Origin of the sequence: Aeromonas sp. 600527, from assembly GCF_049175415.1 — a bacterium.
In the GTDB taxonomy this organism is placed as follows: domain Bacteria; phylum Pseudomonadota; class Gammaproteobacteria; order Enterobacterales; family Aeromonadaceae; genus Aeromonas; species Aeromonas veronii_A.
On record NZ_JAAKVA010000010.1, the window covers coordinates 123,527 to 149,313 of the forward strand.

Consider the following 25,787-nt stretch of genomic DNA (forward strand, 5'->3'; position numbering starts at 1 on the left):
GCCGCCCTGCGGGGCGGCTCGCCAGAGGTCATCTGCATGTACGACATCATCATCAAAGCGGGACGCCAGGGAGATGGCCAGCTCGTCGATATCGCCATCAGGGAGGGCAAAATCGCCGCCATCGGCTCCCTGCCGGGGACGGCAACGGCGCGGCAGACACTGGAGCTCGGCGGCCGGGTGCATGTGAGCGCCGGCTGGATCGACGGCCACACCCACTGCTACCCAGCCTCCCCCATCTATCACGATGAGCCGGACAAGGTGGGCGTAGAGTCCGGCGTCACCACCGTGATCGACGCCGGCAGCACCGGGGCCGACGATGTGGATGACTTCCAGCTGATCGCTGCGGATTGCAAGACCCGGGTGCATGCCCTGCTCAACATCTCCCGTATCGGCCTGTTGCGCCAGAACGAGCTGGCCGACAGCCGGGACCTCGATATGGATCTCGCCTCGGCGGCCATTCGCCGCCACCCCGACTTTATTGTCGGCATCAAGGCGCGGATGAGCGGCAGCGTGATCGGAGAAAACGGTCTGCAACCGCTGCGCATGGCCAAGGCCCTGCAACAGGCTCACGGCCAGCTGCCGCTGATGGTGCACGTGGGTAACACACCGCCTGATCTGGACGAGATAGTTGCCTTGCTGGGGGATGGCGATCTGCTGACCCACTGCTTCAACGGCAAGCCCAACCGCATCCTGACCCCGGCTGGCGAGCTGCGTCAGGCGGTGCGCGAGGCGATGCAGCGGGGCCTCTTGCTCGACATCGGCCACGGCGGTGCCAGCTTCAGCTTCGAGGTGGCGGAGCTGGCGATCCGTCAGGGGATCCTGCCCCGCACCATCAGCTCCGACATCTACTGCAAAAACCGCATCAAAGGGCCGGTCTACAGTCTGGCCCACGTGATGTCGAAGTTTCTCGCCATCGGCATGACGCTGGAGCAGGTGCTCGCCTGCGTCACCCATCAGGCCGCCGATGCCCTGCGCCTTTCCGGCAAAGGGCGACTCGAGGTGGGCGCCGATGCCGATCTGACCCTGTTCGAGGTGAGCAGCGGCCCCACCCTCTTTACCGATACCGAAGCCGGCGCCCGCAATGGCGATCGGCAGTTGCTGCCCCTCGCCGCCCTGGTCGGTGGCGAACTGGTTCTGACTCACTATGGGAAATCACACCATGCCTTCTGTGTATGAGAAATATCAGCTCAAACCGGTGATCAACGCCTCCGGGCGCATGACCATTCTCGGCGTCTCCACCCCCGAACAGGAGGTGGTCGACGCGGTCAACTTCGGCCTCGGCCACTACTTCGAGGTGAAGGATCTGGTCAACAAGACCGGCGCCTATCTGGCGGGCTTGCTGGACGTGGAAGATGCGGTGGTAGTCTCCTGCGCCAGCGCCGGCATCGCCCAGTCGGTGGCCGCCGTGATAGTGCGCGGCGACCCCTACCGCCTCGAGCAGTTGCACGCCCATGCCCACAATGTGCCGAGCGAAATCGTGCTGCCCAAGGGGCACAACGTCAACTTCGGCGCCCCGGTCGGTACCATGGTCAACCTGGGGGGCGGCAAGGTGGTGGAGGCCGGCTACGCCAATGAGTGCTCTGCTGCCCAACTGGCCGCCGCCATCAATGCCAACACTGCAGCCATCCTCTACATCAAGTCCCACCACTGCGTGCAGAAGAGCATTCTGTCGGTGGACGAGGCAGCCGAGGTCGCCAGGGCCCACGGGCTCCCGCTCATCGTTGATGCGGCGGCCGAGGAAGATCTGCGTCTCTACTACAACCTGGGGGCGGATCTGGTCGTCTACAGCGGCGCCAAGGCCATCGAAGGGCCCACCAGCGGGCTGGTACTCGGCAAGCGCCAGTACGTGGAGTGGGTCAAGCAGCAGGCCAACGGCATCGGCCGTGCCATGAAGGTGGGCAAGGAGGGGATCCTCGGCCTCACCCATGCCATCGAGCGCTACCTGGCCAAAGAGAAAGAGAGCGGCGCCGCTATGGTCGTCAAGATGACCCCATTTATCGAGCGTCTGAACCAGCTGTCCGGCGTCACCGCCAAAGTGGTGTGGGACAGCGCCGGGCGCGACATCGCCCGCACCGATATCGCCTTCGACCACCAGCAGATCGGCATGACCACAGTGCAGGTCGTCAGCCGTTTGCAACAGGGCACGCCTGCCATCTACTGCCGTGGCTACAAGGCCAACGAGGGGCATATCGAGATCGATGTACGCAGCGTCACCCTGCCCCAGCTAGACCAAATCCACTCCGCCATTGCCAACCTCGTTCAGGAGAATCGCTGATGTCCCTTACCCCCAACTACTACCGTGATCGGGTCTGTCTCAACGTGCTGGCAGGTTCCAAAGAGAATGCCGTCGAGGTATACGACGCCGCCGAAGGCCACGTGCTGGTCGGTGTGCTCTCCAAAAACTACCCGGATATCCCCTCTGCAGTTGCTGATATGAAGGAGTACGCCAAGCTTATCGATAACGCTCTATCCATCGGTCTGGGGGCCGGTGATCCGCGCCAATCCGCCATGGTGGCCGAGCTGGCCTGCCAGCTGCAGCCCCAGCACGTCAACCAGGTGTTCACTGGCGTTGGCGCCAGCCGGGCGCTGCTCGGCCAGTCAGAAACGCTGGTTAACGGCCTGATCTCCCCCACCGGTACGCCGGGTATGGTGAAGATCTCCACCGGCCCGCTCAGCGCTGGGCAGCCGGACGGGATTGTCCCCATCGATACCGCCATCGCCCTGCTCAAGGACATGGGTGGCAGCTCGGTCAAATTCTTCCCCATGGGCGGGCTGGCCTGCCGCGACGAGTATCAGGCGGTGGCCGAGGCTTGTGCTCGCCACGGCTTCTGGCTGGAGCCCACCGGCGGCATCGATCTGGACAACTTCGAGGAGATTGTGCGGATTGCGCTGGATGCCGGGGTCGAGAAGGTGATCCCCCACGTCTACAGTTCCATCATTGACAGCGCGAGCGGTCACACTCGCCCCGAGGATGTGCGCGCCTTGCTTGAAATGGTGAAACAGTTATTACCTGAACATGTAGGTAAAGGCTGATATGCCGCCAGCCACTGGCTGATAGAGTTGGCAGTGGCTGGTTTGTTGGTTGCCCCGTAGTTAACATTGATCCTTTATCTCTCGACAGGAGTCTCGCCCCCCCTCATGATCAAGCTGCCCCACCCCAGACTCCATCAGCTGCTCACGCAACTCCATGCGGCGCCGCTACCTCAGGAGGAGCTTGCTCGTCGCCTTAACGTCTCCACCCGTACGGTACGCACCGATGTGGCAACTCTCAACGAGCTGATTGCTAACCACGGAGCTCACCTTATCCATCAGCGTGGCAGCGGCTACCAACTGAAGATCTACAACCAGGGATTGTTTGATGGATTATTGGCCGCACAGGAGCAGGAGTGTACGCTGCCACGCACTAGCCGTGAGCGAGTACTGCATCTGCAGATCTTGTTGCTAACGGCAGAGCAGGGAATCAAGCTCGATGACTTGGCGGATACCTGGTACCTGAGCCGGACGGCACTACAGGGGGATATGGCGGAGGTACGTGAACAACTCGGCCACTTTAGACTCAGTGTCGAGAGCAAACCCCGACAGGGTATGCGCATCCAAGGCTGCGAAACTGCTATTCGCGCCTGCCTCACCCAATTGCTCTATCAGGAGCTATTGCACAGCACCCAGTTACAGAGCCTGCTGCCAAATATCTGTCCCAGCAAGACGATGGAGGTGGTAGGCAACCACATTCATGCCCAACTCGCTCGCCATCAGTTGCGTCTCGCTGACGAGAGCCTGCAGCAGCTCACGATCTACTGTGCCGTAGCTCTGCTGAGGCAAGCGTCCGGTCACGAACTGCACCAGTTCACCAGTGAAGACCTTACCACTCCACTGCTGGAAGCTGCCCGCGATATTTATACTGAGCTACCAACCCTGACGTCACCCACAGATGGCGAAATAGCTAGTCTCGCTATCCAGATCCAGGCTCGTCTGATGGCAGACAGTCCGAGCCTGAGCCCGGTCATGGCAGTGGAAAGCGAACAGCTTGTGACACATTTGCTGACCTACATCCATCAGCACTACCCCTATGACTTGCGTGGTGACCAGCAACTGCGAGCCGATCTGCAGAGCCACATTAGCGCCATGTTGCTGCGGGTCAAATACCAGATTGGGAGCCACAATCCACTGGCAGATCACATCAAGCAGTACTATCCCCTTGCCTATGACATCACCCTGGCGGCCATTTCGGAGTGGATCAAGCAGACCCCCTACCGACTGACCCACCACGAGATCGGCTATCTGGTGATCCATATCGGGGTAGGTCTGGAACGTAACTATGATATCGGCTACACCAGACGCCCGCTGGCACTGCTGTTATGCGACGCGGGAAATGCCACCTTCAGGGTGCTGGAGGCGCGCATCAGACGAGAATATCCCCAGCTACAGCTGACCACGCTGGAATCGGTGCGTGATTATGAAGGGTTGGCACACATCGAGCAGGACTTTGTCATTAGTACCGTCAAGGTGAGCGAGAAGGGGGGACCTGTCGTACAAGTCGACCCCTTCCCGACCCAGTACCAGCTGGAGCAACTCGGCAAGCTGGTGCTGATCGATCGCACCCGCCCCTACATGCTCGACAAATATTTCGATACGAACCACTTCATGGTGGTGACTGAACCTCTCAGCCAATATCAGCTTTTTACACAGGTTTGCGATCAGCTGGAAGACGAGGGACTAGTCGAGCAAGATTTCCGCACGTCGCTGCAGGAACGGGAAAGCATCGTCTCCACCATGTTGGGAGAAGGGATCGCCCTGCCCCACTCCCTCGGCCTGCTGGCACGCCGCACTCTGGTTTACACCGTGCTGGCACCGCAGGGGATCGAATGGGGCAATGGCGAAGTCGCGACGCTCATCTTCGTACTGGCCATCAGCAAGGCCGACTACGAAGAGGCTATGGGTCTCTACGACCTGTTTCTGGCACTGATGAACGAAAAAGCCAACAGGAATCTGCTGGCTTGCAGGGATTTTGCCAGCTTCAAAGCGCTGGCGCGTACCGGTTCATAATATCGAGCGAGGAGTGACTACTCCTCGTTGAAGCCGGAGGTGAACAGCTCCACCACGGCAGCAAGGGCCTCCTCCTCTTCGGGGCCCTCTACCTGAACCTCTACCTGCCTGCCTTGAGCCGAATCGAGCATCAACAAGCCAATAATGCTGTCGGCATCAGCCTCCACACCATCTTCATTGCGCAGCAACACATGGGCATCGAAACCCTGCACCAGTTCGAACAGCATCATGGCCGGTCTGGCATGAATACCCAGCTTGTTTTTCACTTCAACCGAGGCGGAAACAGTCATCGGATCGTCCTATTGGTCCGTCAGGATTGGGGGGCACTCTTGTCGAGAGTGCGGTGGCGGATCTGCACGTTCTTGCCAAGCAAGCGGAAAGCACTCGCCAACCGCTCGGCGATAAAGACCGAGCGGTGCTGCCCACCGGTACAACCGATACCGACCGTCAGGTAGCTGCGATTATTGCGCTCCAGATGGGGCAACCAGGTCACCAGCATGTTTTCGATCTGCTGGGTAAACAGCATCACGTCAGCCTGCGCCGAGAGGTAGTTGGCAACCGGCTCATCCTTGCCGGTAAACGGCTTGAGTTCGGGAATCCAGTGTGGATTGGGCAGGAAACGGGCATCGAACACGAAGTCGGCATCCTTGGGAATGCCGTACTTGAACCCGAATGACTCGAAGACCAGCACCAGCTCGTTCTCTTTCTTGCCGAGAACCCGGGTCTTGATGAGCTCGCTCAGGTCGTGAATGCTGAGGGTGGTGGTGTCGATACGCAGGTCAGCAGTCGAGGAGAGTGGCGCCAGCAGGTGGGTCTCCTCCCGAATCGCCTCATCCAGCGATAGCTTGTTGCGCGAGAGGGGGTGCAAACGGCGGCTCTCGCCATAACGCTTGAGCAGGGTGCCGTTGTCGGCGTCGAAGAAAAAGCTGGAGAACTCTACCCGCCCCTCATTGCGCACCTGAGCCAGCAGATTTTCCAGTTTCTCCGGATCGCTCGGCAGGTTGCGCACATCGATGCTGACCGCCAGTTTGTCATATTGGCTCTCCACAGAGACAATCAGCTGGGGCAGCAGATTGACCGGCAGGTTGTCCACACAGTAGTAACCCAGATCTTCCAGCACTCGCAGGGCTACCGTTTTACCGGAGCCCGAACGTCCACTTACCACGATTAACTGCATCTTGTTCCCTCACGCCAAAACGGGTGTCTCATCCTTGGCCTGCTGTCAGGCCGAGGTCATGATCTGATAGAGCTCTTCGTCGCTGGTTGCCTGACGCAACTGGCGGCAAACCGCCTTGTCGCCCAGCTTGGAAGCCATCAGAGAAAGGGTCTTGAGATGCTGCTTGCACTCGCTTTCCGGCACCAGCAAGGCAAACAGCAGGTCAACCGGTTGATTGTCGATGGAGTCGAAAGGAATAGGATCGGCAAAGGTCATCAGGATCGCGGTTGGCGGGAACTCATCGTCAATGCGACCGTGGGGGATCGCAATACCGGCACCGATCCCGGTACTCCCCATCTTTTCGCGGGCCAGCAAGCATTCAAACAGCGCCTGACGGGAGGTGCCAAGGCGTTCGGCGGCCAGCTCGCTGATGATTTCGAGGGCGCGTTTCTTGCTGGTACAAGGGACTGCACTCTTGGTGCAGTCCCGACTCAGTATGTGTTCAAGTTGCATGGTTATTTTTTATTTAACTTATCTTTGTGCTTGATGATCTGCCTGTCGAGCTTGTCGAGCAGGGTGTCTATTGCCGCATACATGTCGGCATGCTCGGAATTGGCAAACACCTCGCCACCGCTGACATGCAGCTTGGCTTCGGCAATCTGGTTCAGTTTTTCCACGCTAAGCACCACATGAACATTGTTGATGTGGTCGAAGTGACGCTCGAGTTTGGCAAATTTGTTATTCACATAATCACGCAGAGCTTCGGTGATCTCGACATGGTGTCCGGTCAGGTTAATTTGCATAACATCATCCTTTTGTTTGCCTAAACCAGGCGTTTGCGCTGATTGGAAGGTGGGATAAACAAGGATTCGCGATACTTAGCGATCGTGCGTCTCGCCACCATAATACCCTGTTCGGCCAGCAAATCCGCGATCTTGCTATCACTTAACGGCTTGGCAGGATTCTCTGCCGTGACCAGCTTCTTGATGAGCGCGCGAATTGCGGTCGATGAGCACTCTCCTCCTCCTTCGGTGTTCACATGGCTGGAGAAAAAAAACTTCAATTCGAAGATACCACGGGGGGTATGCATGTACTTCTGGGTCGTCACCCGGGAGATGGTCGACTCATGCATCTCCACCGCTTCGGCGATGTCATTGAGCACCATCGGCTTCATCGCCTCTTCACCATACTCGAAAAAGCCCTGTTGCTGCTCGACAATGCAACTGGCCACTTTCAGCAGGGTGTCATTGCGACTTTCCAGACTCTTGATGAACCACTTGGCTTCCTGCAAATGGGAGCGAATAAACTGGGTGTCGGTGCTGCTGCGAGCGTTGCGAGCCATGGCGGCATAGGTCTCGTTGACCCGGATGCGGGGGGCGGAGTCTGGATTGAGCTCGACCACCCACTTGCTGCCCTTCTTGACCACGGTGACGTCGGGGATCACGTACTGGGAGTCGCTCTGGATGATGCCGTTGCCGGGACGCGGCTCCAGCAGCTGGATCAGATCCAGCACCTCCTTGAGGTCGCTCTCTTTGAGTTTTGTCTTGCGGGCGAGGGTGCGGTAATCCCGGTTGCCGAGCAGCTCCATGTGCTCGAGGATCACCTCTTTGGCCTCGTTGAGCCAGGGGGTCTGCGGGTCATACTGGTCCAGCTGGATCAGCAAACACTCCTGCACAGAACGGGCAGCAATGCCGACCGGATCGAAGTGCTGCACCCGCTTGAGTACCGCCTCGACCTCATCGAGTTCCACCTCTACGTCATCGCTGGTGACTGCAGCCTGGATATCCTCCAGCGCAACGGTCAGATAACCGGATTCGTCGATGGCATCGATGATGGCGAGCGCGATGGCGGCATCCACATCGCTGAACGGTGTGAGCCGCATCTGCCACAGCAGATAATCCTGCAGGTTTTCGGTGGTTTCACCCTGATAGACGCTATCTTCCCCATCATGGATGGGGCCCGCGCTCTGGGCGGTGCCGGCAGAGTAAACCTCGTCCCAGGTGGTATCCACCGGCAACTCGTCCGGCATCTGCTCTTGGGCCATGGCATCGCTGGAATCCAGCTGGCTGGCATCGACCGGCGCTTCCGGACTGGTCTCTTGCGCCTCGCTCTCTTCCTGCTCCAGCAGAGGGTTGTTTTCGAGCGCTTGCTGAATTTCCTGCTGAAGTTCCAGAGTGGAGAGCTGGAGCAGACGAATCGCTTGTTGTAATTGCGGCGTCATGGTCAGGGACTGACCGAGACGCAACTGTAATGTCGGCTTCATCTACGTCGGGATATCCTTATGTTCAGCGAGGCACTCGTCAAAGGAAATGAAGGCATGCCCCCTTACTATAGACTGAATTGATCGCCCAAATAGACGCGCTTGACCTGCTCATCGGCAAGGATGTCAGCCGGTGCACCTTCGGCAATCATCTTGCCGTGGCTGACGATATAGGCCTTCTCACATACGTCCAGAGTCTCTCTGACGTTGTGGTCGGTAATCAAGACGCCAAGGCCTCTATCTTTCAGATGCTGAATGATCTTCTTGATGTCTATCACAGAAATCGGGTCAACCCCTGCAAAGGGTTCATCCAGCAGAATAAAACGCGGCTCGGCCGCCAGCGCACGGGCGATCTCGACCCGACGGCGCTCACCGCCGGAGAGGCTCTGCCCCAGGTTGTCGCGAATGTGGGTGATATTGAACTCTTCCAGCAGTTGCTGAACCTTGTCTTCACGCTCCTCACGGCTCAACCCCTTGCGGGTCTGCATCACGCCCATCAGGTTGTCGAACACCGACAGGCGACGGAAGATGGAGGCCTCCTGTGGCAGGTAACCGATGCCGTTACGCGCCCGCACATGCATGGGCTGCAGGCTGATGTCCTGATCGTCGATGGTGATGAGACCTGCATCGCGCTGCACCAGCCCCACGATCATGTAGAAGGAGGTGGTCTTGCCCGCCCCGTTGGGGCCGAGCAGGCCGACAATCTGTCCAGTGCCCACTTCAAGGCTGACGTCACTCACCACCATGCGGCGCTTGTAGCTCTTCTGCAGACCCACTGCTTTCAACACTGCCATGGCTTATTTTCCCTGCTTCTTCTGGTCGGCGGGCTTGTCGAAATTCTCTACCTGATCCGGCAGGAACACGGTTTTGACCCGCTGGCTCGGGCTCTTGCTCTCGGCGATCATCTTCTGTTTGACGATGTCGTAGCGGATCAGATCGCCATTGACCTGACTATCTTCCTGCTTGAGCTGACCGTTGCCGGTGATGGTCACCAGACGGTTCTTCAGCTCGTAGCGGATAGTGTTGCCGTGGGCATTGACCGGCTTGCCGTTATCCAGGATCTGGAAGAAGGTGGCGGGTTTGCCGTAGGCAGTCATCACCTCGGCCCCTTTCTCACCGGAACGGGTCACTACTACCTTGTCAGCTTTGATCCGGATGGTGCCCTGATTGATGGTCACATCCTCTTCGAAGGTGATGCGGTTGTCCTGCATCTCGGCCACCTGTTTGACGGCATCGACATAGACCTTCTCGGCAAAGTCGGACTCTTTGGCGGTCACCGCACCACACAACAACAGGGCTGCGAGGGCCAGATTAGCGTTTTTCATTGAAATAGATGGCATGGCCTTGATCCAGTAACTCTAAATATTTGCGGTCCAGATGGCCCTTGAGGCCAACCCCTTGGGTCTGGAAATCCCGACCCAGAATGTTCACTTCCCGGTTGCTGCGCACATCCTGTGTCACCAGATCCAGCTCCAGATAGGGGGTATCCAGTGTGGAGATGAAAGAGGTAGGTAGCAGACCATCCAGATGCACTTTGTCCCGCAGGATGACGTTGTCGCCGGTGTTGAGCACGCCGGTTTCGGCGGTCACCTTCCACTCGGCAGCACCCTGCTCGTCATACATGTAGACCACCGGCTTGTCGAAGGTGGCCTGCTCGAGGATTTGATAATACTCGGCGTAGGTCGACTCCAGCCGCTCGGTGCGCTTGCCATTGATATCAAAACGGGTGGTCACCAGATCTTTGGCGACAAAATCCGGCTGATAGTTTTCGATTTTGACGGCGCTCTCAGGCACCAGCTCAACCTTGCCCAACTGCCAGGCAACCAGCGCGACCAGAAACAGCAGGGCAAACAACAGGGTCTGTCTGCTCATACCGAGGCCTCGGGCTGATAATCGTCGTGGCCCTGCGCCTGCAAAATGAGGTCACACACCTCGCGCACCGCGCCCATGCCACCGCCAAGCCGGGTCACCATATCGGCACGACTCAGCACCAGCGGATGGGCATCGGCCACCGCGATACCCAGGCCGCAGGCGGCCATCACCGGCAGATCGATGGTGTCATCGCCCATATAGGCAGCCTGTTCCGGGGTCAGCCCCAGCTTGGCCAGCAGCGCTTCGAAGTGAGGCAGCTTTTTATCAGCCCCCTGCACCACATGAGCCACCCCCAGGCTTTTCATCCGATCACTGACGATTCGGGAGTTGCGCCCGGTGATGATGGCGATCTCGATCCCGGCATTGAGCAGCGCTCGCATGCCCGCACCATCGCGGGTACAGAAGGTTTTCAGCTCTTCGCCGTTGTTTCCCATGTAGATGAGGCCGTTGGAGAGCACCCCGTCCACATCGCACACCAGCAGGCGGATTTGCGCCGCCTTGTCGAACTGGCTGCGCGTCACCGGACCATAGAGGGTCGGTACGTTTTGCATCAAATTACTCCGGCTTTCAGCAGGTCGTGCATGTTGAAGGCGCCGAGCGGGCGTTTCTCTTCATCCACGACCAGTAATCCGTTGATTTTTCTAGTTTCCATCAGCTTGACGGCTTCCGCAGCCATCATCTCTGGGCCTACGGTAACACAGTTGGCCGTCATCACACGGCTGATGGGGGTGTGATGGATATCGATCTGCTGGTCAAGAATGCGGCGCAGGTCGCCATCGGTAAAGAGCCCGGCCAGCAGGCCATTGCCATCGACCACAGCCGTCATACCGAGCCCCTTGCGGCTCACTTCCAGCAGCGCCTGGCTGATGGTGGCATCTATCCCCACCCGGGGCAACAGATCGCCACTGTGCATCAGGTCGCCAACCCGCAGCAACAGACGCTTGCCGAGCGACCCGCCCGGGTGAGAGAGGGCGAAGTCATCGGCGGTAAAACCGCGCGCTTCCAGCAGGGCGACCGCCAGGGCATCGCCCATGACTAAGGTTGCCGTGGTGCTGGAAGTGGGTGCCAGACCCAACGGGCAGGCCTCTTTCTCCACCTTGATGCACAGATGCACGTTGGCCTCTTTGGCCATGGTGGAGGCCGGATTACCGGTCATACAGATGAGCGGAATGCCGCGGCGCTTGAGTACCGGCAGCAGGGCCAGGATTTCATCGCTCTCACCGGAGTTGGAGATAGCGATGATAAGGTCGCCACTGGAGATCATCCCCAGATCGCCGTGACTCGCTTCTCCCGGGTGAAGGAAGAAGGCCGGTGTGCCTGTGCTGGCGAGGGTGGCGGCGATCTTGCTGCCGATATGGCCCGATTTGCCCATGCCGGTGACCACTATCTTGCCACCACAGCGCAGCACCATTTCGCACGCCTTGTCGAAGGCGTCGTTCAGATACTGATAGAGTCCATCAATGGCTTGCTTTTCTGTGTCCAGCACCGCGCGGGCACTGCGACGAAAATCGAACAGTTCAGACACTTTCTCAGGCTTTACAGACATAAAGACACAGCTCCGGGCCGAAATTAGCTGCGGGATTATAAAAAAGTCTGCCCGGATAAGCGAATCGGATGGCAAGTCCCGCTCTCAATGACGCACTTTGTTACAGAAAACTGTCGTTCAAATGGGCTTGCGGCCTGTTCAATAGTTGTTCCTTGCTGTTGCTTAGACCTAGACTACCCCATAAAATTCGCACCTCATTTACACCGGATGGACAATTGTTTGAACAATGACCTGATCACCATCTCCGATCTGACCTTCAGTCACGGAGATCGGCTGTTGTATGACGGGATCAACCTGACCATTCCTCGTGGCAAGGTGACCGCCGTCATGGGCCCGAGCGGCATCGGTAAAACCACCCTGCTGCGGCTGATCGGTGGCCAGCTCAAGCCGGAGTCCGGTCACATTCTGTTTGACGGGGAAGATATCCCCACCCTATCCCGTTCGCGCCTCTATGAAGTGCGCAAGCGGATGAGCATGCTGTTCCAGAGCGGCGCCCTGTTTACCGGCATGACGGTCTACGACAACGTGGCCTTCCCGCTGCGAGAGCACTCCGGCCTGCCGGAGGAGCTGATCCACACCATCGTCATGATGAAGCTGCAGGCGGTGGGCTTGCGCGGCGCGGCGAAACTGATGCCCTCCGAGCTCTCCGGCGGCATGGCGCGCCGGGCGGCGCTGGCTCGGGCAATTGCGCTCGATCCTGACCTCATCATGTATGACGAGCCGTTCGTCGGGCAGGATCCCATCACCATGGCGGTGCTGGTCAAGCTGATCAAGGAGCTAAACGATGCCCTCGGCATCACCTCCGTCATCGTCACCCACGACGTGAAAGAGGTGCTGAGCATCGCCGATTACGCCTACATCATTGCCAATCGCAAGGTGGTGGCGCACGGCACGCCGGATCAGCTGCGCGAGGAGCACAATCCCGAAGTCGAGCAGTTCCTCAAAGGATTGCCCGATGGTCCTGTTCCGTTTCATTTTCCGGCAGACGATCTGCTACAGGATCTCTGATGTTGATAAGTCAAATAAGCAAGCTGGGGCGGGTCGGAGTGCGGTTTATCAGCTCCGTCGGTCGCGCCACCATCATGTTGTTCCATGCGCTGGCGGGCAAACCCGAGCCGCGCAAGCACTTCCCGCTGCTTGTCCAGCAGCTCTATGTGGTGGGTGTGCAGTCGGTGGCCATCATTCTGGTCTCCGGCCTGTTCATCGGCATGGTGCTCTCGCTGCAGGGTTACAACGTCTTGAAGGATTTCGGCGCCGAGCAGAGCCTGGGACCGCTGGTCTCCCTCTCCCTGCTGCGGGAGCTGGGGCCTGTGGTCACGGCACTGCTGTTTGCCGGCCGTGCCGGTTCGGCCCTGACCGCTGAAATTGGCCTGATGAAGGCCACCGAGCAACTTTCAAGCCTCGAGATGATGGCGGTCGACCCGCTGCGCCGGGTGGTTGCCCCCCGCTTCTGGGCTGGCGTCATCAGCATGCCGCTGCTGGCCTTTATGTTCAGCCTGATCGGTATCTTCGGCGGCAAGCTGGTCGGCGTGGACTGGCTCGGCGTGGACGAAGGGGGCTTCTGGTCTGCCATGCAGGCCTCCGTCGACTGGCATGAAGACATCATGCAGGGCGCCATCAAGAGCCTGATTTTCGCCCTGGTGGTCACCTGGATTGCGCTCTTTAACGGCTATGATGCCAAGCCGACCTCGGCCGGGATCAGTCAGGCCACGACCCGAACTGTGGTCCACTCATCCCTCGCCGTGCTCGGCCTGGATTTTATACTCACTGCAGTCATGTTTGGATAAGGTAAAGATGAAGTTCAGCAAAGTAGAATTCCTGGTCGGCACCTTCATGCTGGCTGGCATCGGTGCCATTCTGGCACTGGCCCTGCAAGTGGCCGGTTTGAGCTTCAAACCGGAAGGAGAAACCTATACCCTGCGCGCGCATTTCGATAATATCGGCGGCCTGAAAGTCCGTTCGCCGGTCAAGGTCGGCGGCGTGGTGGTCGGTCGGGTCAGCGACATCGTACTGGACCCGAAAACCCAGGTGCCCGAAGTCACCCTGATGATGCAAAAGAGCGCTGGCGAGTTTGCCGATACCAGCTCCCTCTCCATCCTCACCTCCGGTCTGCTCGGCGAGCAGTACATCGGTCTGGCCCCCGGCTTCAGCGATGAGGAGATGGGCACCGAGATGCTCAAGGATGGCGACCTGATTGAAGACACCAAATCCGCCATCGTGCTGGAAGATCTGATTGGCAAGTTCCTCTACAGCCAATCCTCCGACAGCAAATCAGACAGCAAGAAGGAGTAACCATGTTCAAGAAAATCGCCCTGCTGCTGGGTCTGATGACCAGCATGCTCTTCTCCCTGTCTGCCCAGGCCGCAGTCGATGCCACCGACCCCAACGCGCTGGTGGATCAGGCTGCCAAGCAGACCTTTGCCCGCCTGAAAGCCGATCAGGCCCAGGTGAAAAGCAATCCGGATCACCTGCGGGTGATCATCCGCGAAGAGCTGCTGCCCTATGTGGACAACCGCTTCGCCGCCTACAAGGTGCTTGGCAACCAGATTAAAGAGACCACCGAAGCGCAGCGCAATGCCTTCGTCGAGGTGTTCACCGAGTACATGGTGAGCTCCTACGCCGATGCGCTGGCCCATTTTGACAAGCAGACCGTCAAGGTCGAGCCGGGCAAAGCCCCCAGCGGCAATATCACCGCCGTCAACGTCAGCGTGAAAGAGGCCGGCAAGCCGGACATCTTCCTCGAGTTCAAGCTGCGCAAGAACAACAAGACCGGCGAGTGGAAAGCCTTCGACATGGTGGCAGAGGGGATCAGCCTGCTCTCCGCCAAGCAGAGCGAGCTGGGCGGTTTGATCCGCCAGAACGGCATCGATGCGGTGATCGCCCAGTTGCGCGAGCACAACGCCAAGCCGCTGGTACTCAAACCATGACCCTCAGCGGTGAGCTGCAGGCGCCACAGGTCAATGACCTGTGGCAACGCCGCGCTGAATGGTGGCAGGACGACCAGCTTGAGCTCGGCGGCGTCACCACCCTCGACTCTGCCGGACTGGCCCTGCTGGTCAAATGGGCCAAAGCCGTATTAGCGCGAGGCGCCACACCGCAACTGGTGGGCGCCTCCAGTGATTTCTATACCCTGGCCAACCTCTACGGGGTGGCCGGGCTGTTTCAGTCAACCCCGCTCACAACTGAGGACGCATAATGCAAGTCTCTGAAATTGAAGCGATACTCCTTGAGGCTCTGCCATTGTCCGAAGTCCATGTCAAAGGGGACGGTAGTCACTACCAAGTGATCGCCGTCGGTGACATGTTTGACGGCATGAGCCGGGTCAAGAAGCAGCAGGCCATCTATGCCCCGCTGATGGACAAGATCGCCAGCAACGCCATTCACGCCCTCTCCATCAAGGCGTTCACCGACGCCGAGTGGAAACGCGAACGTAAATTCCTATTGCCCTCCTGATTTGGTAACGAAGTAAAAATGGACAAATTCAAAATCGATGGTCGTTGTACTCTCAACGGCGAAGTGACCATCTCCGGCGCCAAAAACGCCGCGCTGCCGATCCTGTTCGCGACCCTGCTCTGTGATGAAGAGGTTCACCTCTCCAACGTGCCGCGCCTGAAAGATGTGGGCACCACCATCAAGCTGCTGGAGATGCTGGGCGCGACCACCAAGGTCAACGGCAACGTCACCGTGCTGACCGGTGCGGTGAACAACCATGTCGCCCCCTACGAGCTGGTGAAGACCATGCGCGCCTCCATTCTGGCGCTGGGCCCGCTGGCTGCCCGTTTCGGCGCAGCTGACGTCTCCCTGCCAGGCGGTTGCGCTATCGGTGCCCGTCCGGTCAACCTGCACGTCCACGGTCTGGAGCTGATGGGCGCCAAGATCACCATCGAGGATGGCTACATCAAGGCCCGCGTTGACGGTCGCCTGAAGGGTGCCCATATCCTGATGGACATGGTCTCCGTCACCGGTACCGAAAACCTGATGATGGCCGCCACCCTGGCTGAAGGCCGTACCGTGATCGAAAACGCCGCGCGCGAGCCGGAAGTGGTCGATCTGGCCCACTTCCTCAACGCGCTGGGCGCCAAGATCCAGGGTGCAGGCACCGACACCCTGATCATCGACGGCGTCGAGCGTCTGCACGGCGGCAGCTACAGCGTCCAGCCTGACCGTATCGAAACCGGTACCTTCCTGGTGGGCGCAGCGGTTACCGGCGGCAAGATCACCTGCCGTAACACCGACCCTACCCTGCTGGAAGCGGTACTGGTCAAGCTGGAAGAGGCTGGCGCCCTGATTGAGAAGGGTGAAGACTGGATTACCCTCGACATGACTGGCCGCACCCTCAAGCCGGTCACCATCAAGACTGCCCCCTACCCGGCCTTCCCGACCGACATGCAAGCCCAGTTCACCGTACTGAACGCGGTGGCCCAAGGTACCGGCATGATCACCGAGACCATCTTCGAGAACCGCTTCATGCACGTTCCCGAGCTGGTACGGATGGGCGCCGACATCGAGTTGCAGGGTAACGTGGCCATCTGCCGCGATACCGCCCAGCTCAAGGGTGCCCAGGTGATGGCGACCGATCTGCGCGCCTCTGCCAGTCTGGTGCTGGCCGGCTTCGTGGCTGAAGGTTCCACCATCGTCGATCGCATCTACCACATCGACCGTGGCTACGAGAACATCGAGCAGAAGCTGCAAGGTCTGGGTGGCCACATCGAGCGCATCAAGGGCTGATAGCTCCCTGATCGCTGGCCGATAAAAAGGCCCCCTCGCTAATGCAAGGGGGCCTTTTTACATTCGCCTGGTCTGCCGAGATTTAATGCGGTCGAGAGTGGCCCATATCGTGTCAGGCTATTTACCAGCCCCCCTGGCGGCCAATGTTCATTGGCTCGAGACTCGCCAAAGAACCAAAAAAGTGGGGTGACATGTCCATGTCACCCCCTCGCAAATAGCATGTTCCATATTGGAGTCCGGCCACGCCGAGCTTCTGTTTCACTTTCCGATAGTTCGCGACCCATCTGAAGTGCGCGCCAATTGCAGCGATGCAACCGGCCAGCTACCCGTTACAACCTTCGTCCACACGGCAGACAAGCCACCGTGTTTGTCCTTGCAACTGAAATATTACGCATAAAAACAAAATAAAAAACGTTTTTATGCCCATTCCATTCACATTGAAGTACAAAAAACAGCCTTATCATCACCACTAAATTGTTATAAAACAGCTAGATAGATTCAATCATAGTTATTAACCCGCAAAGGTCATCAGCAATGACTTACAAGGCTTTGCGAGATCTCGCACAAAAAATGGCCGCCTCACAGCCAACGGCGCAGTGGCAACCAGTCGCTCAGGCGGGCTATCAGCCGCCTTGACCACCCCTCGGGTTTGCGCGGCAATCCACCGGCCTGCACCTGCCAGCGAGCCAGCCACATTCGCAGCGCCTCGCAGATCGGCGGGCAGTGCAGATGCAGCATCAGCTCGGTATTGAGAAACAGCGAGCGGGGATCAAGGTTGAGGCTGCCAAACAGCGCCCGCGCCTCCCCCAGCAGGATCAGCTTGGCGTGCAGGCTGCCGTGGCCATGATCAAACTCGGCGACCCGGATCCCGCGACGCAGCAACCAGCCGAGATAGCGTTGGTAGGCGCCATAGACCAGCGGCACATCGGTACTGGCCAGCGAGTTGGTGAGAATATCGATGGCAACACCCTGCTGGCGCAGCCGCGCCAGACGATGCCGAAACCCGCGGGTCAGGATGAGGTAAGGGGTCACCAACCCCAGCGAGCCGGGATTGTCAGCTAGCTGGCGCCACAGCTGGCGAGCGGTGGTGTGGCGGGAGATAAGCCCCTTGCCGGGACGATCGAACCACACCTCGGCACGACCCTCATGCCATTGCAGCGGCACATCGCTTTCGTCGAACAGTTCCGCGGGCAGATCGTAGACCGTCGCCACCGTCGGATCCGTCATGGTGAACAGGAAGTCGTTGACCACCTCTATTTCGGCGGGCAGCAGCTTGCGGCGCAGCAGATGGCGGATGGGGTGACTCCAGCGGCTGCGCCAGAACTGCTCGAACCCCTGCGTCATCTGCTGGCATAGCCTCCCCTGACAGGCGAGATCGAGATCCACGAAGGGAGCTTGCGGATCCAGACCGAAGTAGCGATCGCCGATGTTACGCCCGCCAATCAGTGCCAGCTTGCCATCCACCAGCAACAGCTTGTTGTGCATCCGGTGGTTGATACGGCGAAAGCTGAACAACCCCTCCAGCAGCAGTGCCAGCGGGCGCCAGCCCCGCAGCCAGAAAGGGTTGAACAGCCGCACCTCGATCCCCGGATAGTGAGCCACCATCTCCAGAAAGCGGTTGTCACCGGCATAAAGATCATCCACCAGCAGCTGCACCTTGACGCCGCGCCGGGCGGCATGAAGCAGCTCGCTCAGCAGCAGCTTGCCGCTGCTGTCCTCCTCCCAGCTGTAGTACTGCGCCTGGATCCGCTCGCGGGCATGGCGGATCCAGTGACAACGCACCTTGAGCGCCAGCTGGGGATCGTCGATCAGGGCAAAGGAACCGGGGATCATGGTGTCATCCTGCTGTCATGGCCGGGTGTCATAACGCTGGCGAGCCTCTCACATACTCAAAAGGAGTTGCTGATGGAACTGCATGATACCCCGATGTTGCGCTATCTGGGCCAGCTCAGCCAGCCAGATCTCATCCCGGCCACCGGCCCCGCCCACTGGTTCCTGCAACACAGGGACGGTGGCTGGCAACTGCCGACCGTGCAGGCGACCCTGCTAGTCAACCGGCTCAGGGCTGAGCCGCTTCGATAGCGGCAGCCTTGCCCTCGATCTGGGGCAGGCTGAAACGATAGGCCACGTAGTACTTGTAGATGGTGCCAACATAGTTGATCGGCCCCTGCCCGACTTCGTTGGCCACCAGTTGATCCACGTTGCCGAACCAGACGTTAGGATCGAGCCCCTGCTTCTCCGCCTTGCCTCGCAGCGCCTGCACCCGGTTCGGCCCGGCGTTGTAGGCGGCGAGGGCAAACAGGTGACGGTTGAGCCGATCCAGCTCGGGATCATTGAAGTAGGTATCGAGGATCAACCGCATGTAGCGGCAGGCGGCTTCCACATTGCCCTCAAGGGTGGTCAGTCTGACGCCGTTGATGCCGACCTCCCGCCCCGTGCTAGGCAGCAGTTGCATGATGCCCACGGCCCCCTTGTGCGAACGCACCTTGGGATTGAGGCCGGACTCCTTGTAACCGAGCGCCGCCAGCATCAGCCAGTCGAGATCGTATTGATTAGCGTACTTCTCCAGCACCTTGCGAATGGTCGCCAGTCGCCCCATGGGATCCGGCGCCAGGATATTGCTCATCTGATCGCTGTGAACCAGCAACCGGCGCAGAGTCATGTCGCTGTAGAGGCTGTTGCGGCTGACGCTCGCCAGATAGCCATTGACCGCCTTGAGCAGCTCGGGGCTGTTCTTGCGCAGCGCCCAGCCACTGGTGCCGTTGCTGCGCAGGGGGATCAACTTGTGAGCCTTGAGACCGGAGATCATGCCACCCAGCCAGATCCGCCCCTTGTAGCTGTCGGTCACCGTCAGAGGAATAATGCCTGCAGCCACCATCTCCAGCAGATCGCCATCCTGTAGATATTCGGGCACCGTTTCGATATAGACGGGGGGCAGCCCCAACTCACGAAACAGCCAGTTGAGCTGACGCAAACTCTCGTAGTAGCTGGAGCTGGCGCGCACCCAGACCCGCCTGCCGGAGAGCTGGGTAATGCGGTTGAAGGCGGGCAAGCTGTTCTGGCTCACCACCCACTCCTCGATGGAGGAGATGAGCGGCCGGGAGAAGGCCACCTGTTCACGCCGGGTCGGGGTCACCGTCATGGTCGCCGCCACCAGATCGCCGCGCCCCTCGGCCAGATAGTCCAGCAGCTTGTCCTGGCGCACCGGGATGTAGACCACCTTGAGTTTGACCTTCTCTTTGGCAAGATAGATGTTGTTCAGCCAGCGCTCGAATCCTTGCAGCTGATTGACCAGAATGCCGTACTGGGAGCCGCGATCGAGAAAATAGAAACCACGCTCATAGACCACCAGAGCCCTGAGTTCGCGCTTTTGCAGAATGCTTTCGAGGTCCCCGGGTTGGGGCAAACGCACCGGCTTGAGCTCAGCCGCCAGCAGGGGAAAACAGCAGAGGGCCAGCAGAGCCCAGATCCAGCGTCGCATCACGATGGCTGCCCCTGTGCTGAGGTCACGCCTGCTGCCTGTTGGCAGCACGGATCACGATAGAGAGTGGGATTGGGGGCAGAGATCCATCGCTGCGTCATGATGTTTACGCCTTCTGTTGGCCGACTCGCGCCGGGCAAAAACGTCTGTGGGATAGAGTAACTATAGAACGCCGACCCACAGCAGAAGGGTCAACACGGCAGGCAAACCTGCCGCGTTATCAGACCACTCAGATAGAGCGGGCCCGCATTTCGAAAATCAGTTTTTCGGCAGTGCAGGTGAATTGCAGGCGGGCTTTCAGGATCACGCCGTTGGCGCCCTGGGTCAGTTCGCTGCTAACTTGAGCTTCGGCAGTGACCTGTTTGGCCAGTGCTTCATAGGCAGCCAGCTTGGCGCGGGCATCAGCCTCGGCAGCGGCTTCAATAACCAGATCCATCACATCGTCGCCTTCGCCGATGATGGTGCCGATCTCGGCAAAGCAGCCGCAGCTGTCACAGGTTTCGTTCAGTTCAACTTTCTCGTCTACAGACATGTTCTACTCCTACTGCTTATTTCGGATGATTTGCGTCGTCACGCATCGCCTTGCGAAAATCTTTGATGGCGGTACCCAGATCCTCACCTGCACTAGCAAGACGCTTGCTGCCGAAGACCAGCACAACGACCAGCAAGAGGATCAACATATGCCAGATATGAATTCCACCGAGTCCCATAGGGATACTCCCTCACAAAGAGATATCTGTTACTTGTATCAAAATAGAGCGCAGGGATTGTTGGGCAAAATCAAGGCAGGTGCAAGTGAGCAAATAAATCATAGCCAAAAAATAGGGCGACCCTGAGGTCGCCATATTGATTGTGCTACATGTCCCCTCAACCGCTACATCCTGTACCAGTGGTTCATGCGAACCTGAGACCATTCGAGGATAAGATCGCCAAGATATGAAAACAAATGGTATAAATTCATCTTAGAATTGAAGAGGATTCATATCATGCTGCTGGAACAACTAGGTCGTATTGATCTTAATCTGCTTATTATCCTGCAGGTGCTGCTGGAGGAGCGCAACGGCAGCAAGGCAGCACGCCGCCTTCACCTGAGCCAGTCAGCAGTCAGCAAAGCCCTCGGCCGTCTGCGCGATACCTTCAACGATCCCCTCTTCATCCGCTCTGCCTACGGGCTGGAACCCACCGGCCGTGCCCTTGCGCTGCAACAGCAGTTGCAACCCATCCTGCTGTCGCTGGACAACCTGATCCAGCCGCCCGAGTTCGACCCCGCCAGCTCGGAGCGAGAGTTCGTCATCGCCAGCATGGACAGCGCATTTACCCTGTTTGCGCCGCTCTACCTGAGCGAGCTGAAACGGCAAGCGCCGCGGATCCGGCTGCGTTACGAAGAGTGGACCGAGAACAGTCTGACCGAGATGAGCCAGGGGCAAGTGGATATCGCCTTCGCGGTGCGGGAAAACTGCATCAACTCCGATTATCGGCTCGACACCCTGCCCGGTAGCATCTGTCAGCGACTACTGGCTATCGACGATCTCACCTGTCTGGTGCAACAGCATCATCCGGCGTTGCGGGAGCAGGAGTGGGATCTCGATCGCTACCTCAGCTATCCCCATGTTCAGACCTACTGCGAGGGACGGGATCGCTGGATGCTGGACCACAAGCTGGCGGAACAGGATCTCTACCGACGCATCGAGGCCACCGTGCCCTCCTTCGAGGCAGCGCTGCGGATGGGGATGCACTCCGACATGATTGTGACCCTCTCCAAGCTCTACGCGCGCCATGCTACTCAGGTCTACCCGCTGTTGCAGCTCCCTCTTCCCATCGAACTGGACAGCATTTCCCACCTGCTGATATGGCATCAGCGCCACAGTGAAGATCCTGGCCACCGCTGGCTACGGGAGACCCTCCTCTCGCTCATCATGAACAAACTGGAATCCTCCGTCATCGGGAACTCCTGACTAATCATTGCTGAAAGTCAGATAGCAAAAGGGGCTCGATAAGAGCCCCGTTCCATCGTGCCGGACAGTCAGTTCTGGCCCGTCACCGCCAGATAATGATGTACACCATCCAGCAACATCTGCACCGAGATCATCACCAGCAGCATGCCCATCAGCCGTTCCACCGCAGTAAGTCCCCGCTCACCCAGCAGCTTGTTGAATACCTCGTAGAACATCAGGATCACCGCGCTGGCAGCCCAGGCCAGAAAGAGTGCCAGCGACCAGTCCACCATTCGGGCTGGCTCCTGATTGGCCAGCAACATCAAAGAGGCCAGGATCGAAGGGCCGGCGATCATCGGAATCGCCATCGGTACCAGGAAGGGCTCCTCACCCGCCGCCAGCCCGGTCACCCCCCCCTCACTCGGGAAGATCATCTTGATGGCGATCAGGAACAGGATAATGCCGCCTGCGATGCTGACCGCCTCCTGCCGCAGATTGAGGAAACCGAGGATCTGCTGACCGACAAACAGAAAGAGCATCATGATAGCCAGCGAGAAGAGCAGTTCGCGCACCATCACCTTGCGGCGTCGCTTGGGATCGATATGACGCAAGATGGAGAGGAAGACCGGCAAATTGCCCAGCGGGTCCATGATCAGAAACAGCATGACTGCGGCAGAGAAAGTATCCATACAACGCCCGGACTACGCCTTGAACAGAGAAAAGACAAGGGGCGAAATATAGCAAAGGGTGAAGAATTGAGCGAGCGCCATGATGCGCTCGCAGCGGGGTTAACCGTGGTTGCAGATCTTGTCGGCGCGGGTCTGGAAGCCCTCTGCCGAATCGATGAATTTGCCGCGGGCCGCCAAAAAATCAATCAGAGCCTCTGCATCCATCTCTCGAGCACTACAGGTATGGAAGCGAGCTTCGGCACCGAACCTTTCGGCCATCGCCTGTTTCAGGCTGGCACGGGTAAATTGCCCCCCCTGTACCAGCATCATCTCCATCACTTCATGACCATGTATCGATTGCGACATTTTCAAGCCTCATAAATAAACATATTTAATGCCAATTAAATATCGCCCTGCCCGTAGGGATCTTGATATAAACCAATAAATTGTGCATTACCTGGCCGGAGGAGTGGTCAGCGCCGCCGCTTTGTCGATAATGTGGCAACCCGCGTCAGGGATCGCTACACTGACGCCCCTTTTTCGCCATCGCAGACAATTTATAAGGATATTGGCGTCATGCTGTTCCATGGAGAGGCTCTCAAGCCCTGGCAGATCTGGACCCGCCGCCCACTCTGGCTCAAGACCCTGATCGGCATGCTGATTGGCGTCGGCCTGGGCGTCGGCTTTGAAGAGCAGGCTCTGCTACTCAAACCCCTTGGGGTCTTGTTCGTCAATACCATCCAGATGCTGATGGTTCCTCTTATCTTCTGCTCGGTCATCGCCGGTCTCACTTCTCTACTCAAGGGCAAGGGACTGGATCGCATCGGCAGCAAGGCGATCTGCCTCTACTTCTGCTCGACCGCCATCGCCATCTGCATCGGCCTGATGATGGGCTGGCTGCTGGAGCCCGGCATGGGCGCCAATATGGGCCCACATCAGCGACTGGGAGGAGAAGCCCAACCAGCCCTGGCGAGTGTGCTGAATCAACTGGTGCCGAGTAACCCGGTACAGGCAATGGTGGATGGCAAGATTCTACAGGTGATCGTCTTTGCAGTCGCGCTGGCAGTGGCCCTTAACGCCAGTGGACGCCGCGGCCGGCCAGCCATCCTCTTCTTCACCTCATTGGCCGAAGGGATGTTCAAGTTGACCCAGATGGTGATGGCGCTAGCCCCCTATGGAGTCTGCGCTCTGATGGCCTGGATGACCTGTAAATACGGTCTCGACCTGCTGTTACCGCTGCTCAAGGTGATCGGTGCCGTCTACCTGGGTTGTCTGCTGCACGTGCTCGGAGTCTACAGCAGCCTGCTACTCCTGCTGGCGCGGCTCAATCCCTTGCACTACTTCAAGAGTATCGTCGATGCCCAGGCGGTGGCTTTCACCAGCAGCTCCAGCAGCTCTACCCTGCCCATCAGTCTGGCCTGCGCCGAGAAGCGGCTGGGGGTCTCACCCGCCATCACCGCCAAAGTGCTGCCCATCGGCGCCACCATCAACATGGATGGCACGGCCCTCTATCAGGGAGTCACTGCACTGTTCGTGGCTCAGGCATTCGGGGTGGATCTGCATATGGTCGATTACCTGACCATCATCAGCATCGCCACCCTGGCCAGTATCGGCACCGCCGGCACGCCAGGCACCGGGTTAATGCTGTTGACCCTGACACTGACGGCTGTCGGACTGCCACTGGAAGGGGTTGCACTAATTGCTGGTATTGACCGGCTCCTCGACATGGCGCGCACCACGGTCAATGTATCGGGGGATATTTTGGTGTCGGTACTGATCGCCCGCAGTGAGAACGAGCTGGATCTGGCGACCTATCACGATGCCAGCGCGGGGGAAGATATCGAGTTTCCACCACGCTAGCATAAGATTAGCTGTCGTGGGGATCGTGATGACAGCGCCAACACACTTCGAAGTTGGCGCCGTTCTCCTCCCCGCACTGACCGCACAGCCAGCCATTACCTTGCCGCTGCTGGTAACGCTCGATAACCCGCCCTGCTCTGCTGCGATCTTCGGCCCTGACCATCAAGGTCACCTGCAGCAGGTCAACGGGCAGATCGCCAAAAGCGCCTGACAGGCCATCGCCATTGAGACGCACCGCCACCCCTTCGACCTCCAGCGCCCCTTTCAGGGCGTGTGCCTCCAGGGTATGAGAGGCGCGATAGAGATTGATCCAGTTATCCATAGCTCCCCCTTATAACAGCTTGTCGATGCCAAACTCGGCGCCGTTCTCAATCATGAAATCGATGAATGCCCGCAACTTGCGCGGCATCAGTTGCCGCTCCGGAAACAAAAGATAGATAGGGACTCTGGGTTGCTGCCACTCGGACAGCAGGGTCACCAGTTCACCGCTGGCCAACTCCTCCTGACAGAGCATAGCGGGTAGCGAGGCCAACCCCAGCCCCGCCTTCGCCGCCTCTCGGGCACAGGTAATATTATTGACCCGAAAACGGGATGGGGGGTCAACCAGTACCTCTCTGCCATCTCGCTCGAAGCACCAGTGAGAGGCGAGAAATCCGCTGCTCACCGTCACCCGCTCATGGTTTGCCAGATCTTCCGGTCGCGTGATGGCCGAGCTGCGCGCCAGATAGTCCGAGCTGGCACAGAGTAACCGCCCAGTGCTCCAGAGTCGGCGAGCCGCCAGATTGGAGTCACTCATGTCACCTATCCGCACCACGGCATCCAGACCTTCGCTGATGGGATCCACTACCCGGTTGGTCAGTTCCAGTTCCACCTGCAGGGTGGGATAGCGTTGCAAAAACTTGGCGACGATCCGCCCGATCACCAGCTGACCCGTCTCGATGGGTACCGCCAGCTTCAAGGTGCCAGTCACCTCCTGCTGGCTGGCGCTCAGCATCAGCTCGGCTTCGGTCAGGGCATCGACGGCCTTGCTGCAGTGCAGGTAGTACTTCTCCCCCTCCTCGGTCAAGGTGAGCTGACGTGTGGAACGGTAGAGCAGGCGAACCCCGAGCCGCTGTTCCAACTCGGCGATACGGCGGCTGACCATCGCCTTGGTCATTCCCAGCTCTCGGGCGGCTCCCGTAAATGAGCCCTTATCGACGATACGAACCAGAATTAACGCGGCATTGAGGTCCATTGTTG

32 protein-coding genes are annotated in these 25,787 nt (G+C 58.8%); 14 read left to right on the forward strand and 18 right to left on the reverse strand.

Going from position 1 to position 25,787, the window contains the following annotated elements; genetic code table 11:
- Positions 1 to 36 precede the first annotated feature (36 nt).
- From G5154_RS13760 to G5154_RS13775, 4 genes are all read left to right on the forward strand, one after another.
- On the forward strand, positions 37 to 1,176 hold the full coding sequence (locus G5154_RS13760; RefSeq protein WP_421251083.1) for an amidohydrolase/deacetylase family metallohydrolase: 1,140 nt from the start codon (positions 37 to 39) through the stop codon (positions 1,174 to 1,176).
- On the forward strand, positions 1,160 to 2,275 hold the full coding sequence (locus tag G5154_RS13765) for a DgaE family pyridoxal phosphate-dependent ammonia lyase (protein WP_421251084.1): 1,116 nt from the start codon (positions 1,160 to 1,162) through the stop codon (positions 2,273 to 2,275). Before G5154_RS13760 ends, G5154_RS13765 begins: the two co-directional genes overlap by 17 nt.
- Positions 2,275 to 3,033 carry a 2-dehydro-3-deoxy-phosphogluconate aldolase gene (gene dagF / locus G5154_RS13770; protein ID WP_337073407.1) on the forward strand — a complete coding sequence of 253 codons (759 nt, stop codon included), beginning with the start codon at positions 2,275 to 2,277 and terminating at the stop codon, positions 3,031 to 3,033. The genes G5154_RS13765 and dagF overlap by 1 nt, the downstream gene beginning before the upstream one ends.
- A gap of 105 nt (positions 3,034 to 3,138) precedes the next feature.
- Positions 3,139 to 5,043 (forward strand): BglG family transcription antiterminator, encoded by a 1,905-nt coding sequence (locus G5154_RS13775; RefSeq protein ID WP_216979963.1) that lies wholly within the window; start codon positions 3,139 to 3,141, stop codon positions 5,041 to 5,043.
- Between the two features lie 17 nt (positions 5,044 to 5,060).
- Here G5154_RS13775 and npr read toward each other — a convergent pair whose 3' ends face one another.
- The 10 genes from npr to G5154_RS13825 form a co-directional block, all read right to left on the reverse strand.
- Positions 5,061 to 5,333, reverse strand: coding sequence for a PTS phosphocarrier protein NPr (gene npr / locus G5154_RS13780; protein ID WP_042024530.1), 273 nt, complete (start codon positions 5,331 to 5,333; stop codon positions 5,061 to 5,063).
- A gap of 20 nt (positions 5,334 to 5,353) precedes the next feature.
- Entirely contained in the window at positions 5,354 to 6,220 is an 867-nt protein-coding gene (gene rapZ, locus G5154_RS13785; protein ID WP_040068818.1) for an RNase adapter RapZ, read from the reverse strand.
- 45 nt (positions 6,221 to 6,265) lie between these two features.
- Complete coding sequence (gene ptsN, locus G5154_RS13790; RefSeq protein ID WP_005336322.1) at positions 6,266 to 6,712, reverse strand: PTS IIA-like nitrogen regulatory protein PtsN; 447 nt, start codon at positions 6,710 to 6,712, stop codon at positions 6,266 to 6,268.
- Positions 6,713 to 6,714: 2 nt separating this feature from the next.
- Positions 6,715 to 7,002, reverse strand: a complete 288-nt coding sequence (gene hpf / locus G5154_RS13795) for a ribosome hibernation promoting factor (protein ID WP_005336323.1) — start codon at positions 7,000 to 7,002, stop codon at positions 6,715 to 6,717.
- Between the two features lie 20 nt (positions 7,003 to 7,022).
- Positions 7,023 to 8,462, reverse strand: a complete 1,440-nt coding sequence (locus tag G5154_RS13800) for an RNA polymerase factor sigma-54 (protein ID WP_204482290.1) — start codon at positions 8,460 to 8,462, stop codon at positions 7,023 to 7,025.
- 65 nt (positions 8,463 to 8,527) lie between these two features.
- Positions 8,528 to 9,253, reverse strand: coding sequence for an LPS export ABC transporter ATP-binding protein (lptB, locus tag G5154_RS13805; protein ID WP_005336333.1), 726 nt, complete (start codon positions 9,251 to 9,253; stop codon positions 8,528 to 8,530).
- Between the two features lie 3 nt (positions 9,254 to 9,256).
- Positions 9,257 to 9,784, reverse strand: coding sequence for a lipopolysaccharide transport periplasmic protein LptA (gene lptA, locus G5154_RS13810; RefSeq protein WP_040068817.1), 528 nt, complete (start codon positions 9,782 to 9,784; stop codon positions 9,257 to 9,259).
- Positions 9,771 to 10,331, reverse strand: a complete 561-nt coding sequence (lptC, locus tag G5154_RS13815) for an LPS export ABC transporter periplasmic protein LptC (protein WP_421263942.1) — start codon at positions 10,329 to 10,331, stop codon at positions 9,771 to 9,773. The genes lptA and lptC overlap by 14 nt, the downstream gene beginning before the upstream one ends.
- Complete coding sequence (kdsC, locus tag G5154_RS13820) at positions 10,328 to 10,882, reverse strand: 3-deoxy-manno-octulosonate-8-phosphatase KdsC (RefSeq protein ID WP_088868289.1); 555 nt, start codon at positions 10,880 to 10,882, stop codon at positions 10,328 to 10,330. The genes lptC and kdsC overlap by 4 nt, the downstream gene beginning before the upstream one ends.
- Positions 10,882 to 11,877 (reverse strand): KpsF/GutQ family sugar-phosphate isomerase, encoded by a 996-nt coding sequence (locus G5154_RS13825; protein WP_005336342.1) that lies wholly within the window; start codon positions 11,875 to 11,877, stop codon positions 10,882 to 10,884. Before G5154_RS13825 ends, kdsC begins: the two co-directional genes overlap by 1 nt.
- 207 nt (positions 11,878 to 12,084) lie before the next feature.
- Here G5154_RS13825 and mlaF point away from each other — a divergent pair, with 207 nt between their 5' ends.
- From mlaF to murA, 7 genes are read left to right on the forward strand one after another with little or no spacing between them, the layout of a single operon-like run.
- Positions 12,085 to 12,885, forward strand: a complete 801-nt coding sequence (gene mlaF, locus G5154_RS13830) for a phospholipid ABC transporter ATP-binding protein MlaF (protein WP_421251085.1) — start codon at positions 12,085 to 12,087, stop codon at positions 12,883 to 12,885.
- Positions 12,885 to 13,664, forward strand: coding sequence for a lipid asymmetry maintenance ABC transporter permease subunit MlaE (gene mlaE / locus G5154_RS13835; protein ID WP_005336345.1), 780 nt, complete (start codon positions 12,885 to 12,887; stop codon positions 13,662 to 13,664). The genes mlaF and mlaE overlap by 1 nt, the downstream gene beginning before the upstream one ends.
- Positions 13,665 to 13,671: 7 nt before the next feature.
- Entirely contained in the window at positions 13,672 to 14,169 is a 498-nt protein-coding gene (gene mlaD, locus G5154_RS13840) for an outer membrane lipid asymmetry maintenance protein MlaD (protein ID WP_005336348.1), read from the forward strand.
- Between the two features lie 2 nt (positions 14,170 to 14,171).
- Positions 14,172 to 14,804, forward strand: coding sequence for an MlaC/ttg2D family ABC transporter substrate-binding protein (locus G5154_RS13845; RefSeq protein WP_005336350.1), 633 nt, complete (start codon positions 14,172 to 14,174; stop codon positions 14,802 to 14,804).
- On the forward strand, positions 14,801 to 15,073 hold the full coding sequence (locus tag G5154_RS13850; RefSeq protein ID WP_005336352.1) for an STAS domain-containing protein: 273 nt from the start codon (positions 14,801 to 14,803) through the stop codon (positions 15,071 to 15,073). The genes G5154_RS13845 and G5154_RS13850 overlap by 4 nt, the downstream gene beginning before the upstream one ends.
- Positions 15,073 to 15,330 carry a BolA family iron metabolism protein IbaG gene (ibaG, locus tag G5154_RS13855; protein WP_005306001.1) on the forward strand — a complete coding sequence of 86 codons (258 nt, stop codon included), beginning with the start codon at positions 15,073 to 15,075 and terminating at the stop codon, positions 15,328 to 15,330. Before G5154_RS13850 ends, ibaG begins: the two co-directional genes overlap by 1 nt.
- An 18-nt stretch (positions 15,331 to 15,348) precedes the next feature.
- Entirely contained in the window at positions 15,349 to 16,605 is a 1,257-nt protein-coding gene (gene murA / locus G5154_RS13860) for a UDP-N-acetylglucosamine 1-carboxyvinyltransferase (RefSeq protein WP_005341797.1), read from the forward strand.
- Between the two features lie 579 nt (positions 16,606 to 17,184).
- On the opposite strand, the gene G5154_RS13865 is transcribed toward murA, so the two are convergent.
- Positions 17,185 to 18,438, reverse strand: a complete 1,254-nt coding sequence (locus tag G5154_RS13865) for a phospholipase D family protein (RefSeq protein WP_421251086.1) — start codon at positions 18,436 to 18,438, stop codon at positions 17,185 to 17,187.
- Positions 18,439 to 18,510: 72 nt separating this feature from the next.
- Between G5154_RS13865 and G5154_RS13870 the strand changes: the two genes are divergently transcribed.
- Positions 18,511 to 18,687 carry a hypothetical protein gene (locus tag G5154_RS13870; RefSeq protein WP_337073412.1) on the forward strand — a complete coding sequence of 59 codons (177 nt, stop codon included), beginning with the start codon at positions 18,511 to 18,513 and terminating at the stop codon, positions 18,685 to 18,687.
- On the opposite strand, the gene G5154_RS13875 is transcribed toward G5154_RS13870, so the two are convergent.
- The 3 genes from G5154_RS13875 to tatA form a co-directional block, all read right to left on the reverse strand.
- The gene (locus G5154_RS13875) at positions 18,665 to 20,086 is read right to left on the reverse strand and encodes a lytic transglycosylase F (RefSeq protein ID WP_337073413.1); all 1,422 of its coding nucleotides are present in this window, start codon (positions 20,084 to 20,086) and stop codon (positions 18,665 to 18,667) included. The genes G5154_RS13870 and G5154_RS13875 overlap by 23 nt on opposite strands.
- A gap of 229 nt (positions 20,087 to 20,315) precedes the next feature.
- The gene (locus G5154_RS13880; RefSeq protein WP_005339945.1) at positions 20,316 to 20,618 is read right to left on the reverse strand and encodes a YfcZ/YiiS family protein; all 303 of its coding nucleotides are present in this window, start codon (positions 20,616 to 20,618) and stop codon (positions 20,316 to 20,318) included.
- Between the two features lie 16 nt (positions 20,619 to 20,634).
- On the reverse strand, positions 20,635 to 20,796 hold the full coding sequence (tatA, locus tag G5154_RS13885) for a twin-arginine translocase TatA/TatE family subunit (protein ID WP_005339944.1): 162 nt from the start codon (positions 20,794 to 20,796) through the stop codon (positions 20,635 to 20,637).
- Positions 20,797 to 21,072: 276 nt separating this feature from the next.
- Here tatA and G5154_RS13890 point away from each other — a divergent pair, with 276 nt between their 5' ends.
- A complete protein-coding gene (locus G5154_RS13890) occupies positions 21,073 to 22,041 on the forward strand; it encodes a LysR substrate-binding domain-containing protein (protein ID WP_421251087.1) in 969 nt (322 codons plus the stop codon).
- 68 nt (positions 22,042 to 22,109) lie between these two features.
- On the opposite strand, the gene G5154_RS13895 is transcribed toward G5154_RS13890, so the two are convergent.
- The gene (locus tag G5154_RS13895) at positions 22,110 to 22,709 is read right to left on the reverse strand and encodes a YhgN family NAAT transporter (RefSeq protein WP_005341806.1); all 600 of its coding nucleotides are present in this window, start codon (positions 22,707 to 22,709) and stop codon (positions 22,110 to 22,112) included.
- Positions 22,710 to 22,808: 99 nt separating this feature from the next.
- Complete coding sequence (locus tag G5154_RS13900) at positions 22,809 to 23,054, reverse strand: YecH family metal-binding protein (protein ID WP_337073414.1); 246 nt, start codon at positions 23,052 to 23,054, stop codon at positions 22,809 to 22,811.
- Between the two features lie 210 nt (positions 23,055 to 23,264).
- On the opposite strand from G5154_RS13900, the gene G5154_RS13905 reads away from it, so the two are divergent.
- Positions 23,265 to 24,548, forward strand: a complete 1,284-nt coding sequence (locus G5154_RS13905; protein ID WP_005341810.1) for a dicarboxylate/amino acid:cation symporter — start codon at positions 23,265 to 23,267, stop codon at positions 24,546 to 24,548.
- Positions 24,549 to 24,555: 7 nt separating this feature from the next.
- On the opposite strand, the gene G5154_RS13910 is transcribed toward G5154_RS13905, so the two are convergent.
- Together G5154_RS13910 and G5154_RS13915 are read right to left on the reverse strand one after the other, a co-directional pair.
- Positions 24,556 to 24,870 (reverse strand): DUF2007 domain-containing protein, encoded by a 315-nt coding sequence (locus G5154_RS13910; protein ID WP_005341811.1) that lies wholly within the window; start codon positions 24,868 to 24,870, stop codon positions 24,556 to 24,558.
- A gap of 9 nt (positions 24,871 to 24,879) precedes the next feature.
- Positions 24,880 to 25,782 (reverse strand): LysR family transcriptional regulator, encoded by a 903-nt coding sequence (locus G5154_RS13915; RefSeq protein WP_216979952.1) that lies wholly within the window; start codon positions 25,780 to 25,782, stop codon positions 24,880 to 24,882.
- Positions 25,783 to 25,787 lie beyond the last annotated feature (5 nt).